At 62.3% G+C, this 13,510-nt stretch carries 8 protein-coding genes; 6 read left to right on the top strand and 2 right to left on the bottom strand.

Annotation, left to right across the window (positions count from 1 at the left end; genetic code table 11):
• Positions 1–138: 138 nt before the first annotated feature.
• Positions 139–975 (bottom strand): aldo/keto reductase, encoded by an 837-nt coding sequence (locus GBB18_RS03110; protein WP_151640721.1) that lies wholly within the window; start codon positions 973–975, stop codon positions 139–141.
• Between the two features lie 19 nt (positions 976–994).
• The gene (locus GBB18_RS03105; RefSeq protein ID WP_151640720.1) at positions 995–1,783 is read right to left on the bottom strand and encodes a DedA family protein; all 789 of its coding nucleotides are present in this window, start codon (positions 1,781–1,783) and stop codon (positions 995–997) included.
• Between the two features lie 274 nt (positions 1,784–2,057).
• Here GBB18_RS03105 and GBB18_RS03100 point away from each other — a divergent pair, with 274 nt between their 5' ends.
• The 6 genes from GBB18_RS03100 (at position 2,058) to rpsG (ending at position 13,401) form a co-directional block, all read left to right on the top strand.
• The gene (locus tag GBB18_RS03100) at positions 2,058–3,041 is read left to right on the top strand and encodes a DUF3068 domain-containing protein (RefSeq protein WP_151640719.1); all 984 of its coding nucleotides are present in this window, start codon (positions 2,058–2,060) and stop codon (positions 3,039–3,041) included.
• A 358-nt stretch (positions 3,042–3,399) separates the two neighbouring features.
• Positions 3,400–6,897 carry a DNA-directed RNA polymerase subunit beta gene (locus GBB18_RS03095; protein ID WP_192795902.1) on the top strand — a complete coding sequence of 1,166 codons (3,498 nt, stop codon included), beginning with the start codon at positions 3,400–3,402 and terminating at the stop codon, positions 6,895–6,897.
• A gap of 144 nt (positions 6,898–7,041) precedes the next feature.
• Positions 7,042–11,058: a DNA-directed RNA polymerase subunit beta' gene (locus tag GBB18_RS03090; protein ID WP_151549456.1), complete on the top strand. Its 4,017-nt coding sequence runs from the start codon at positions 7,042–7,044 to the stop codon at positions 11,056–11,058.
• Positions 11,059–11,273: 215 nt separating this feature from the next.
• Positions 11,274–12,110 carry a hypothetical protein gene (locus GBB18_RS03085; protein WP_151549457.1) on the top strand — a complete coding sequence of 279 codons (837 nt, stop codon included), beginning with the start codon at positions 11,274–11,276 and terminating at the stop codon, positions 12,108–12,110.
• A gap of 448 nt (positions 12,111–12,558) precedes the next feature.
• Positions 12,559–12,930: a 30S ribosomal protein S12 gene (gene rpsL / locus GBB18_RS03080; RefSeq protein WP_151528973.1), complete on the top strand. Its 372-nt coding sequence runs from the start codon at positions 12,559–12,561 to the stop codon at positions 12,928–12,930.
• A 3-nt stretch (positions 12,931–12,933) separates the two neighbouring features.
• The gene (rpsG, locus tag GBB18_RS03075; protein WP_151528972.1) at positions 12,934–13,401 is read left to right on the top strand and encodes a 30S ribosomal protein S7; all 468 of its coding nucleotides are present in this window, start codon (positions 12,934–12,936) and stop codon (positions 13,399–13,401) included.
• Positions 13,402–13,510: the final 109 nt, after the last annotated feature.

The raw sequence follows: 13,510 nt of genomic DNA, 5'->3' as shown, positions 1-13,510 counted from the left end.
AAGAGTTCTGACGGAACCGTAGGTAGTTTTCACCAAGAAGGGGGTATGGCGCGGTGCGCGGTGCGCGCCCCAGATACCGCAACACCGGCCGTCCTAGTATTCGGGGTGGCCGGTGTTGAGAGCAGTGCGGGGAGCAGCCTAAAACTCCTCATAGACCGCGGGGTCTTGGGCTTTACGACGCCCATCTGCTCGGCCCAGCGCCGTGATGGACTCTACCTCGGCCGCATCCAAGGTGATCTCTAGCGCGGCCAGGTTCTCCTGCTGCCGTTGGAGGGAGCTGGCCTTCGGAATGGCGAGTGCGTCGATGGCGCGATGCCAGGCGAGAACGATCTGCGCTGGGGTCGCGTCATGGGCGCGGGCGATCTCTGCCAGCACCGGTTCCCCGAGCACCTCGCCGCGGTTGAGCGGGCTCCAAGACTGGGTGATGATGCCGCGCTCGCGGTGATAGGCGCGGGCCTCGACCTGGGGGAAGTAGGGGTGCAATTCGATCTGGTTCACTGCGGGAAGCTCGCCGGTGGCGGCTTCTACCTGCTCTAGGTGCTCCGGCAGGAAATTGCACACGCCGATGTGGCGAATGAGTCCCTTATCCCGAGCGGCCATGAGACCGCGGTAGGCATCGATAAACAGCCCCTGCGAGGGATTGGGCCAGTGGATCAAATACAGATCAATAAAGTTCCGCCCCAAGCGGTAGAGGGACTCCTCCACGCAGGTAACGGCGTCGTTGTGATAGCGCCCCGGCAGCTTTGAGGTAATGAGCAGCTCCGAACGGGTGGCGCTGCCATCCGCCCGTAGCGCGGTACGCACCGCCCTGCCCACGGTGCCCTCATTCTCGTAGTTATAGGCGCTGTCCACGAGCCGGTACCCCGCGGAGATAGCGGAGCGAATGGACTCCACTCCCGCCGCGCCTTTGAGCTTATAGGTGCCGAAGCCCTGCACGGGCAGCTGTAGTCCAGAATGCGATCTCAAGGTATCCATGGCGCCAGCCTACCGACAGCTAGATGGGGCGGCGCTTGGAGCGGCGAGCCGAGATCACAGCAAAGACCACCAAAGCGAGCGTGATCCACAGGGCGTAGCGATTGATCTGATCCACCACCCCGATCACCTGCTCGCCATAGCGGATACCGATATAGGCAAAGATGCTGTTGCGCACCAGCACGCCGGCGGCGTTGACCGCCAGAATCATACGGAAGGACACCCCGCGGATGGTGGCCAAAAGATTCGCGATGAGGCGAATCGGCATGAAGGGGATATAGGAGATAAAGATCGCGCCCAGCAGCAGGGGAGGGCTCAGCCGCCCCAGACGGTCCAACCAGGTGCGCATCCGTGGCGACTGATCCACCACCATGGCGAGGTATTCGCGGCCCCACCAGCGGCCAATCATCCACCACAGGGGGATGGAGCGCAGCCCGCCCACCAGAGCGCACACCACGATCACCCACGCGGCGGTGCCACCGACGGTGGACTGGGCGCCGCCGATAATCGCGGAGGTATAGCCGCCCACGAGCAACGCATAAGGGAGCGGATTATTCAACAGCCACACCCGAAGCGGGATCATCGCCAGGCTCAGCAGCATATCCACGAAGAGATACACAAAGAGCCACTTATCGCGCGTGGTCGGCGACGCAATAAACGCCGGGGTGGGTGGGGTTGAGCTCTCGTCATCCGCAGCGCCGGGCTCGGTCGCGCCGAGTTCGGCGGCGCTGCTGGGCTGCTGGGCGGCGTGATCAGCGCGCGCCTGCTCCTCAGGGTGCTGAGGCTGGTGCTGAGGATGGGGATCAGACACGGCGCAGAAAACGTCCTTCCATACAACGAGGTCAGTGGCAACAGTGGGAGGAAAACGAGCGCCTCGGGGCAGCGGCGCTCAGATACTAGGGCAAGCCTACAAGATGGCTCGGACACCGCCTGGTTCAGACACCGGCGCCGCGCGCATGGCTGCGGCGCTCTCCTCGCCTCTGGGGTAGGAGGGAGGGGGTCGCGTGCCTGAGATAGCTGAGGTGGTGCGCTGCGCGTGCGCCTCGGTCCCAAAGCGTTCGCGGCGGCGGCTACACTCTTTAGGCATGCTGCCAAAGTCTCGCATCGCCGCCTCCCTTGTTCTCGGGTTGGCCGCCGCCCTCATCGCGGCGGGGCTCTTTTTGCCGCGCGCACTGCACACCGATTCCCGCATCGCCCTCGACACGGGCCCGGTGACGTGGACGCTTCGCGATGACACGGCGCAGTCACGGTTGCTCAGCTCGCCCGAGGGGCGGGTGCTGGATGCGCCGGTGACCAAGCAGGTGCATTTTGAGTTCGTGGATCCCGCCGATGCGGAGACCGTTACCGTCAAAGCAGGCTCGACGCTCATGCGCGAGTCCCGCCAAGCGGACCAGGACCGCCTGATCACCGCCGATATCACCAGCTATCGCATGAACCGGCTCATGGGGCTCGCGAGCTCCCCTGCCACCGTGGCGGATCAAATGGCCAGTCCCACCCGCAGCTTTGATATCGGCGGCCAGTGGCTCAAGTTCGAGCCCACTCCCGCCAATCACGGCCTGGAATTCTATGACTCCACCCTGCGCCGCTCTTTTCCGCTCGAGTTTGTGGAAAAGTCCGAGATCGCCGGCCGCGAGGTGAAGGTCTATCACCAGTACATCGAGCCGCAGAACGTGGCGCAGTCCTACCCTGGGATCTTTAATACCGCGCGGCTGCAGGATGGCTCGGCCGGCTATCTCTACCACGAGGTCGATCGCCGGATCTTCGTGGACGTCGATAGCGGCTTGGTGCTCAACATCGAGGAAAATATTAACGACTTCTATGCCGACACCAAGCGGGAAAAGCCCGAGTTGGTGCTGGTGGGAGAGTTCCGCATGAGCGAGGAGAACCAGCAGGCACTCGCCGCCGCCGCAGAGCACACGCGCGGTGGACAGGGTATTCGAATCGCGGGCTGGGTGCTGCTAGGATGCGGTGAAGCTCTGGCGCTACTAGCGCTCATCGGAGTATTTATCGGCGGACGCCGGGCGCGCCGGGAACGGGCGGGCCGTGAGGAGGTCAGCACCGGCGCGTGAGAATTCCACGCTGCCACCACGATCCACTCCGATGCTCATACAGGCCGCCTGCGGCGTGAATGCCAGTCTCAGCACCGCTGTCCCATTCGCCTCATCGCCCACGGCCTTTACAAGCGTGCAGCTGTGGTATAAGCTGATTCTTTGCGCTGGAATCCGTCGACCCCAGATTTTCACGAGACCTTGTTTAAATGGTTTGGAAAAACCGAATTGACAAGGTCGTTTAGTGCTATCGCGGCCGGTTAGGCGAGGTTCCTATAGCAGACCGAAATGCTCAAAGTTAGCGGCGGCTCGGGGCTAGGCCTTGGTGTGTGTCCCACTTTTAACACACTGAAGCACATCCCTGTAGTTGTCGCGTGAGGTGCTGGAAGGACGCATCTTGGCAGTCTCCCGCCAGACCAAGTCAGTGGCCGAAATCCCCGGAGCTCCGAAGCGATATTCATTCGCGAAAATTCAGGAGCCCATCGCGCTGCCGGGTCTACTCGACCTACAGCTCGAATCCTTTGCTTGGCTTATTGGCACGCCCGAGTGGCGCGCCCGTCAACAGGCCGAGGCACCCGAGGGTGCCCGTATTACCAGTGGTCTTGAGGACATCCTGGAAGAGTTGTCCCCGATTCAGGACTACTCCGGCAACATGTCTTTGTCGCTCTCGGAGCCACGCTTCGAGGACGTGAAGAACACCGTTGATGAGTCCAAGGATAAGGACATCAACTACTCCGCTCCGCTGTATGTGACAGCCGAGTTCATTAACAATGAAACGCAGGAGATCAAGTCCCAGACGGTCTTCATCGGCGACTTCCCGATGATGACCGACCGTGGCACGTTCATCGTCAACGGCACCGAGCGTGTCGTGGTGTCGCAGCTCGTGCGTTCTCCCGGTGTGTACTTCGATCGCACCATCGATAAATCCACCGAACGTCCGCTGCACTCGGTGAAGGTTATTCCTTCCCGTGGCGCATGGCTCGAGTTCGACGTGGATAAGCGCGATAGCGTCGGCGTGCGTATCGACCGTAAGCGTCGTCAGCCCGTCACCGTGCTGCTCAAGGCGCTTGGTTGGACCACCGAGCAGATCACGGAGCGCTTCGGTTTCTCCGAGCTGATTATGTCCACCTTGGAGAACGACACCGTCTCCAACACCGATGAGGCACTGCTGGAGATTTACCGCAAGCAGCGCCCGGGCGAGCAGCCGACCCGCGATCTCGCGCAGTCCCTGCTGGACAATAGCTTCTTCAAGCCCAAGCGTTATGACTTGGCCAAGGTGGGCCGCTACAAGGTCAACCGCAAGCTCGGTCTCACCGGTGCTGATGAGCGCACGATGACCCTCACCGAAGAGGACATCGCCACCACCATCGAGTACTTGGTGCGCCTGCACGCGGGAGAAACCTCCATGGTGTCCCCGGACGGTGTGGAGATCCCGATCGATACCGACGATATCGACCACTTCGGTAACCGTCGTCTGCGTACCGTTGGCGAGCTCATCCAGAACCAGGTCCGCGTGGGCCTGTCCCGCATGGAGCGCGTGGTCCGCGAGCGCATGACCACCCAGGACGCGGAGTCCATCACTCCGACCTCCCTGATCAACGTGCGCCCCGTGTCGGCTGCCATCCGCGAGTTCTTCGGCACCTCCCAGCTCTCGCAGTTCATGGACCAGAACAACTCTCTGTCTGGTCTGACCCACAAGCGTCGTCTCTCCGCGCTCGGCCCGGGTGGTCTGTCCCGTGAACGCGCCGGCATTGAGGTGCGCGACGTGCACCCGTCTCACTATGGCCGCATGTGCCCGATTGAGACCCCTGAGGGCCCGAACATCGGTCTGATCGGTTCGCTCTCTTGCTATGCCCGCGTGAACCACTTCGGCTTCATCGAAACCCCCTACCGCAAGGTGGAGGACGGCAAGCTCACCGACGAGATCGTCTATCTCACCGCCGATGAAGAGGATCGCGCCGCCGTGGCGCAGGCCTCTCTCCGCGTGGATGAGGATGGCACGATTCTCGACTCCCGCATCGAGGTGCGCGTGAAGGACGGCGACATTGAGGTCGTGGGTCCTGAGGGCGTGGACTACATGGATATCTCCCCGCGCCAGATGGTGTCGGTGGCGACCGCCATGATTCCCTTCCTCGAGCACGACGACGCCAACCGTGCCCTCATGGGTGCGAACATGCAGCGTCAGGCTGTGCCGCTGGTACGTTCCGAGTCCGCCTATGTGGGCACCGGTATGGAGCTGCGCGCCGCCTATGACGCCGGCGACCTGGTGATCAACAACAAGGCCGGCGTGGTCGAGAACGTCTGCGCCGACTTCATCACCGTGATGGCTGATGACGGCACCCGCGAGACCTACATGCTGCGCAAGTTCGAGCGCACCAACCAGGGCACCTGCTACAACCAGCGCCCCTTGGTGAACCTCGGGCAGCGTGTGGAAGAGGGGGAAGTTCTGGCTGATGGCCCTGGTACCCACGAGGGCGAAATGGCCCTGGGTCGCAACCTGCTGGTTGCGTTCATGCCGTGGGAAGGCCACAACTACGAGGACGCCATCATCCTCAACCAGCGCCTGGTGGAAGAGGACGTTTTGACCTCGATCCACATCGAGGAGCACGAGATCGATGCCCGCGACACCAAGCTCGGTGCCGAGGAGATCACTCGCGAGATCCCGAACGTCTCTGAGGATGTGCTCAAGGACCTCGACGAGCGCGGTATTGTGCGTATCGGCGCCGATGTCCGCGACGGCGACATCCTGGTGGGCAAGGTCACCCCGAAGGGTGAAACCGAGCTGACTCCGGAGGAGCGCCTGCTGCGCGCCATCTTCGGTGAGAAGGCCCGCGAGGTGCGCGACACCTCTATGAAGGTGCCGCACGGTGAAACCGGCAAGGTTATCGGCGTGCGTCGCTTCTCCCGTGAGGACGACGACGATCTCTCCCCGGGCGTGAACGAGATGATCCGCGTGTACGTGGCTCAGAAGCGCAAGATCCAGGACGGCGATAAGCTCGCCGGCCGCCACGGTAACAAGGGCGTGGTGGGCAAGATCCTGCCCGCCGAGGACATGCCCTTCATGGCTGATGGCACCCCAGTGGACATCATCCTGAACACTCACGGTGTGCCCCGTCGTATGAACATTGGTCAGGTGCTCGAGGTGCACTTGGGTTGGCTGGCCGCCGCTGGTTGGAAGATCGACCCCGAGGACGAGAAGAACGCCCAGCTGCTCAAGACTCTCCCCGAGGAGCTGTACGACGTTCCCGCCAACTCGCTCACCGCGACCCCAGTGTTCGACGGCGCCTCCAACGAGGAACTGGCTGGTCTGCTGGCCAACTCGCGTCCGAACCGCGATGGCGATGTGCTCATCGACGGCGACGGCAAAGCTCGACTCTTCGATGGTCGTTCCGGCGAGCCCTTCCAGCACCCGATCTCGGTCGGCTACATGTACATGCTGAAGCTGCACCACCTGGTGGATGAGAAGATCCACGCCCGCTCCACCGGCCCGTACTCCATGATCACCCAGCAGCCGCTGGGCGGTAAGGCACAGTTCGGTGGCCAGCGCTTCGGTGAGATGGAGGTGTGGGCTATGCAGGCCTATGGCGCCGCCTACACCCTGCAGGAGCTGCTCACCATCAAGTCCGATGACGTGGTGGGTCGTGTGAAGGTCTACGAGGCGATCGTCAAGGGCGATAACATCCCCGATCCTGGCATCCCCGAGTCCTTCAAGGTGCTGCTCAAGGAGCTGCAGTCGCTGTGCCTGAACGTGGAGGTTCTCTCCGCCGATGGCACTCCGATGGAGCTGGGCACTACCGACGATGATGAGTTCGATCAGGCCGGTGCCTCCCTGGGCATCAACCTTTCTCGCGACGAGCGCTCGGACGACATCGCCTAAAAATACGGTGCTTTCTTTCCCACCAGCTCCGGCGCGGCCGCAGGCCACGCCGAGAGCTCGGGGAATAAGCGCAAGAAACTGACACTTCAAGTTCTTTACAAAAACTACGACACCCCACCACCGCGTGGGGGAAAGGGAGTTTGCGTGCTCGACGTCAACTTCTTCGACGAGCTCCGTATTGGTCTGGCCACCGCCGACGATATCCGTCGTTGGTCCAAAGGCGAGGTCAAGAAGCCGGAGACCATTAACTACCGCACCCTCAAGCCGGAAAAGGACGGCCTCTTCTGTGAGCGCATCTTCGGTCCTACCCGCGACTGGGAGTGCGCCTGCGGCAAGTACAAGCGCGTCCGCTACAAGGGCATCATCTGTGAGCGCTGCGGCGTTGAGGTGACCAAGTCCAAGGTGCGCCGCGAGCGTATGGGCCACATTGAGCTGGCCGCGCCCGTGACCCACATCTGGTACTTCAAGGGCGTTCCCTCTCGCTTGGGCTACCTTCTGGACCTTGCTCCGAAGGACCTGGAGCGCATTATTTACTTCGCTGCCAACATCATCACCTCGGTGGACGATGAGGCCCGCCACGCCGACCTGACCACTCTGGAAGCTGAGATGCTACTGGAGAAGAAGGACGTGGAGGCCGATGCCGAGTCTGAAATCGCTGAGCGCGCTCAGAAGATGGAAGAGGACCTCGCGGAGCTGGAAGAGGCCGGTGCGAAAGCCGATGCCCGCCGCAAGGTGCAGAATGCCGCCGAGAAGGAAATGCAGCACATCCGCGAGAAGGCCGAGCGTGAGATCGATCGTCTCGACGAGATCTGGCAGACCTTCACCAAGCTGGCCCCGAAGCAGATGATCATCGACGAGACCATCTACGAAGAGCTCGTCGACCGCTACGAGGATTACTTCACCGGTGGTATGGGCGCCGAGGCCATTCAGACCCTCGTGCGTAACTTCGACCTCGACGCCGAGGCCGAGAGCCTCCGCGAGATCATCAATAACGGCAAGGGCCAGAAGAAGATGCGTGCCCTCAAGCGCCTGAAGGTGGTTGCCGCCTTCCAGCGCTCGGGTAACGATCCGGCCGGCATGGTGCTCGACTGCATCCCGGTGATCCCGCCGGAGCTGCGCCCGATGGTGCAGCTCGACGGTGGCCGCTTCGCCACCTCGGACCTCAACGACCTCTACCGTCGTGTGATCAACCGCAATAACCGACTCAAGCGCATGATCGACCTCGGCGCGCCCGAGATCATCGTGAACAACGAGAAGCGCATGTTGCAGGAGTCCGTGGACGCGCTCTTCGACAACGGCCGTCGTGGCCGTCCCGTCACCGGCCCGGGTAACCGTCCGCTGAAGTCTCTGTCTGACCTGCTCAAGGGCAAGCAGGGCCGCTTCCGTCAGAACCTGCTGGGTAAGCGCGTGGACTACTCCGGTCGTTCCGTGATTATCGTCGGTCCGCAGCTGAAGCTGCACGAGTGTGGTCTGCCGAAGCTCATGGCCTTGGAGCTGTTCAAGCCCTTCGTGATGAAGCGTCTGGTGGAGCACGACTACGCTCAGAACATCAAGTCCGCGAAGCGCATGGTGGAGCGCCAGCGCCCCGAGGTGTGGGACGTGCTGGAAGAGGCCATCTCCGAGCACCCGGTGATGCTCAACCGTGCCCCCACCCTGCACCGCCTGGGTATTCAGGCCTTCGAGCCGGTGCTCGTCGAGGGTAAGGCTATTCAGCTGCACCCGCTGGCCTGTGAGGCCTTCAACGCCGACTTCGACGGTGACCAGATGGCCGTGCACCTGCCGCTGTCCGCCGAGGCTCAGGCCGAGGCCCGCATCCTGATGCTCGCCTCGAATAACATCCTGTCCCCGGCCTCCGGTAAGCCGCTGGCCATGCCGCGTCTGGACATGGTGACCGGCCTGTACTACCTGACCCTAGAGAAGACCCCGGATCAGCTCGGCGGCGAAGGCGCCTACAGCGCTGCCACCGAGGATGGTCCCGAGCAGGGCGTGTACTCCTCCTACGCGGAGGCCATCATGGCCCGCGACCGTGGGGTGTTGGGCCTGCAGGCCCCGATCAAGGTGCGCATCTCGCACCTGCGCCCGACCGCTGAGATCGAGGCGGAGCAGTTCCCCGATGGCTGGCAGCCCGGCCAGGTGTGGACCGCCCACACCACGCTCGGACGCATCATGTTCAACGAGCTGCTGCCGTGGAACTACCCGTACCTTGAAGGCATCATGGTGCGTAAGGGTGGCGGCCAGGACAAGATCATGCTCGGCGATGTGATTAACGATCTCGCCGCCAAGTACCCCATGATCACCGTGGCCCAGACCATGGACAAGATGAAGGATGCTGGTTTCTACTGGGCAACCCGCTCCGGTGTGACCATCACCATGTCCGACGTGCTGGTGCTTCCGAACAAGCACGAGATTCTCGAGCGCTACGAGGCCTCGGCCCGAGAGATCGAGAAAAAGTACTGGGAGAAGGGTGCTCTCACCCCGCGTGAGCGCTATGACCGCCTGGTGGAGCTGTGGAAGGACGCCACCGACACCGTGGGGCAGGCCGTGGAGGACCTCTACCCGGACGAGAACCCGATTCCGATGATCGTGAAGTCGGGCGCCGCCGGTAACATGCGTCAGATCTGGACCCTAGCCGGTATGAAGGGCATGGTTGTGAACTCGAAGGGTGACTACATCACCCGCCCGATCAAGACCTCCTTCCGTGAGGGCCTGTCGGTGCTCGAGTACTTCAACAACTCCCACGGTTCCCGTAAGGGCCTGGCCGATACCGCTCTGCGTACCGCCGACTCGGGTTACCTGACCCGTCGTCTGGTGGACGTCGCCCAGGATGTGATTGTGCGCGAGGACGACTGCGAGACCCGCCAAGGCATTCGCGTGGCCATCTCCGAGCCGGTCACCGATGCCTCCGGCGAGATCACCGGCTACACCCCGGATCCGCTCAATGAGACCAGTGTGTACGGCCGCGTGCTCGCCGCCGATGCCACCACCGACGAGGGCGAGGTTGTGCTGCCCGCCGGTACCTACATCGGCGAAGAGGAAGTCACTACCCTCATCGCTGGCGGGATCCAGGTCATCAAGCTGCGTTCGGTGCTCACCTGTGAAACCCCGGCCGGCGTCTGCGCCAAGTGCTATGGCAAGTCCATGGCCACCGGTAAGCAGGTGGAGATCGGCGAGGCCGTTGGTATTATCGCCGCCCAGTCGATTGGTGAGCCCGGTACCCAGCTGACCATGCGTACCTTCCACCAGGGTGGTGTCGGTGGCGACATCACCGGCGGTCTGCCCCGTGTGCAGGAGCTCTTCGAGGCCCGTGTGCCGAAGAACCGCGCTCCGATCGCCTCGGTGGCTGGTTCCGTCAAGCTGGAAGACACCGGTAACTTCTACACCCTCACCATCGTGCCGGACGACGGCTCCGATGATGTGGTCTACGAGAAGCTCTCCAAGCGTCAGGGCCTGGCCCAGGTGCGCGTACCCATGGAGTCCAACCCGCAGTCCACCATCGAGCGCACCCTGCGCGAAGGCGACCGAGTGGAAGTGGGCCAGCGCCTGCTCCGCGGCCCGGCCGATCCGCACGATGTGCTCGAGCACCTCGGCCGACGCGGCGTCGAAAAGCACCTTATTGATGAGGTGCAGGCGGTGTACCGCACCCAGGGTGTGGCGATCCACGATAAGCACATCGAGATCATCATCCGCCAGATGCTGCGCCGCGGCACCGTGATCGAGTCCGGCTCCACCGAGTTCCTTCCCGGTACCTTGGTGGACCTCTCCGAGGCGAAGGCTGCCAACCTCGAGGCCCGCAAGTCGGGTGGCGAGGCCGCACAGCTCCGCAGCGAGATCATGGGTATCACCAAGGCCTCGCTGGCTACCGAGTCGTGGCTGTCCGCCGCGTCCTTCCAGGAGACCACCCGTGTGCTCACCGATGCCGCTATTAACAAGCGCTCGGACAAGCTCATTGGCCTCAAGGAGAACGTGATCATCGGTAAGCTGATCCCGGCCGGCACCGGTATTTCGCGCTACCGCAACATTGCGGTCAAGCCCACCGAAGCCGCCAGCAGCCCGGCGTACTCGATCTCGCCCTTCGGCGATGCGATCTACGATCCGGACGGAAGCTACCAGGAGTTCACCGGCGCCAATGTGCCGCTGGAGGATACGAACTACCACGCCTAGTTCGGCCCTCGGTCTGCATTAGTACACAGCCCTTCTACCCTTCATCATCCGCCACAGAATTCGGCGGGGAGCGGCTCCTCAAAGTGGGAGAGGAGCCCTCCCATAACCGCTGAATACACGAGCGGCGAAGAACGGGTAGGAGGGCTGTTCTGTGTGTCACGGTGCCTACGGTCTAAGCTAATGCCGAACCTCGGAGCACACAGACAAGGTGAGATATGAGAATTTTATGGCCGTTGCGCGGCGGAATAGCGGTGATCGCGGCGTGCACCCTCGCCGGCTGCACCATCGGTATGGACTCCGATAGCCCCGTCACAGAGTCCAGTTCTTCGAACCCACGGCCCTCCTCAACCACCCGCGCCGGGGTCCCGCGCATCGATCATGCGGCGCTTGACGACGCCGTCTCGCAGCTAGAGAAACGCTATGGCCCCTTGGGTATCGCCGTCGATGGCGAGGTGCATGGCAGCCTCACCACGGGAGCAGCATGGTCCACCTCCAAGGTGGCCATCGCCATTGCCGCCGAGCGCGTCGGTGTGGCTGATCCCAGTGTGGTGGAGGCCGCCATCGCGGCCTCGGACAATGCCGCGGCAGAGATTCTGTGGAATGCCATCGGCGGTGGGGAAGAAGCGGCCCTCGCGGCCAATGAGGTGCTGCGCGATGGCGGCGATACCGAGACCGATTACAACGCCTTCCACCAAGGCCAATTCACTCCATATGGCCAAACCGAGTGGGCGTTGAAGGATCAGGTGCGTTTCGGTGCCAGCCTGCCCACCCTCGAAGGGGCAGAAACCATCTACGAAGCCATGGGTGATAGTGCTGAGCACCAGCCCTATGGGCTTGCCGTCCTGCCCGAACCGCGTTTCAAGGGCGGCTGGGGCCCCGATGATGCTGGGCGCTATCTCGTGCGCCAATTCGGGATCGTGCTGGGGCCCGATAACCGAGACCTACCGATCGCCATCATGGCCGAGCCCAAGGATGGCAGCTATGAATCCGGGCAAGAGGCGCTCACGGCGCTTGCTCGCAAGCTCAAGGATAGCGCGCGCACCTCGAGCTAAGCCGCGGAATTACTTCTGGATGGGAAGTGGAGCTCAGTGATTCTGCAGGTGGGGCTCTTGATTGTGGGATGGGTGTGAACTATACTTGCCCAAGCTTGAAAAAGATTTTTTGGGCGGCTTGCCATCACAGTGCCTGTGTGCTGCAAGAACCACCCCTGACACACCACCCAGTAGGCCAGCGAGAGCGGCTGACTGGGTTTGCCGTGTCTTGATTATTGGTTCTTTCATCGCCGGGTTGCGGTGGCAAGGAAAAATAAAGAGAACACCCGAAGACTGCGTAGAGGGCACAGTGGGCGTAAGCCCGCAGTGTTCACTGAGGGACTGCTAGGCGGACGCCTCCTGCGGCCGCCGGTGATGTCCTTGTGGAGTAGCTCCAGCACCATAGCCTCACCATGGGAATCCAGGTAGCTGTCTATTCGACGCGCTAGTCAGATACAGAAAGAAGTTCATGCCAACTATTCAGCAGCTGGTCCGCAAGGGCCGACATGATAAGACCGCAAAGGTGAAGACCGCGGCTCTTAAGGGCTCTCCGCAGCGCCGTGGCGTGTGCACCCGCGTGTACACCGTCACCCCGAAGAAGCCGAACTCCGCGCTCCGTAAGGTCGCCCGTGTGCGTCTGACCTCCGGTATCGAGGTGTCCGCCTACATTCCGGGCGAGGGCCACAACCTGCAGGAGCACTCCATGGTGCTCGTGCGTGGTGGTCGTGTGAAGGACCTCCCCGGTGTTCGTTACAAGATCGTGCGCGGCGCACTTGACACCCAGGGTGTGAAGGACCGCAAGCAGGCACGTTCCCGCTACGGTGCGAAGAAGGAGAAGTAAAACATGCGTAAGGGCAAGGCACCTGTACGTCCTGTAGTTAAGGACCCGATTTACAACTCCGAGCTCGTCACCCAGCTGATCAACAAGGTTCTGCTGGACGGCAAGAAGTCCACCGCTGAGCGCATCGTCTACAGCGCTCTCGAGATCTGCAAGGAAAAGACCGGCACCGATCCGGTGGGCACCTTGGAGAAGGCTGTTGGAAACATCAAGCCCGACCTCGAAGTTCGTTCCCGCCGCGTGGGTGGCGCCACCTACCAGGTTCCGGTCGAGGTTCGTCCCGGCCGTGCAACCACTCTCGCACTCCGCTGGATGGTGACCTTCACCCGTCAGCGCCGCGAGCACACCATGGTTGATCGTCTCGCTAATGAGATCCTCGATGCCGCAAACGGCCTCGGTGCTTCCGTGAAGCGCCGCGAGGACACCCACAAGATGGCTGAAGCTAACCGCGCATTCGCCCACTACCGCTGGTAGTGTCATTTTTCGTGTCCTGCTTGATGGGCGCCCCACTGGGAGATGCTTTGCATCTCACTGGTGGAGGCGAGCCCGAACAGCACGGGCGATGAGCCGCCATAGAGATGGC

It is taken from the genome of Corynebacterium sp. 11A, from assembly GCF_008930935.1.
Classification (GTDB): domain Bacteria; phylum Actinomycetota; class Actinomycetes; order Mycobacteriales; family Mycobacteriaceae; genus Corynebacterium; species Corynebacterium megadyptis.
Note: the sequence above shows the minus strand (reverse complement) of the source record. Positions and strands in the feature narration are given on the sequence as shown.

What these genes read in the sequence shown, in the direction of transcription:
- GBB18_RS03100 (WP_151640719.1), top strand. Translation starts at nt 2,058, where the DNA reads ATGCTGCCAAAGTCTCGCATCGCCGCCTCCCTTGTTCTCGGGTTGGCC.
- GBB18_RS03110 (WP_151640721.1), bottom strand. Translation starts at nt 975, where the DNA reads ATGGATACCTTGAGATCGCATTCTGGACTACAGCTGCCCGTGCAGGGC.
- GBB18_RS03085 (WP_151549457.1), top strand. Translation starts at nt 11,274, where the DNA reads ATGAGAATTTTATGGCCGTTGCGCGGCGGAATAGCGGTGATCGCGGCG.
- rpsG (WP_151528972.1), top strand. Translation starts at nt 12,934, where the DNA reads ATGCGTAAGGGCAAGGCACCTGTACGTCCTGTAGTTAAGGACCCGATT.
- rpsL (WP_151528973.1), top strand. Translation starts at nt 12,559, where the DNA reads ATGCCAACTATTCAGCAGCTGGTCCGCAAGGGCCGACATGATAAGACC.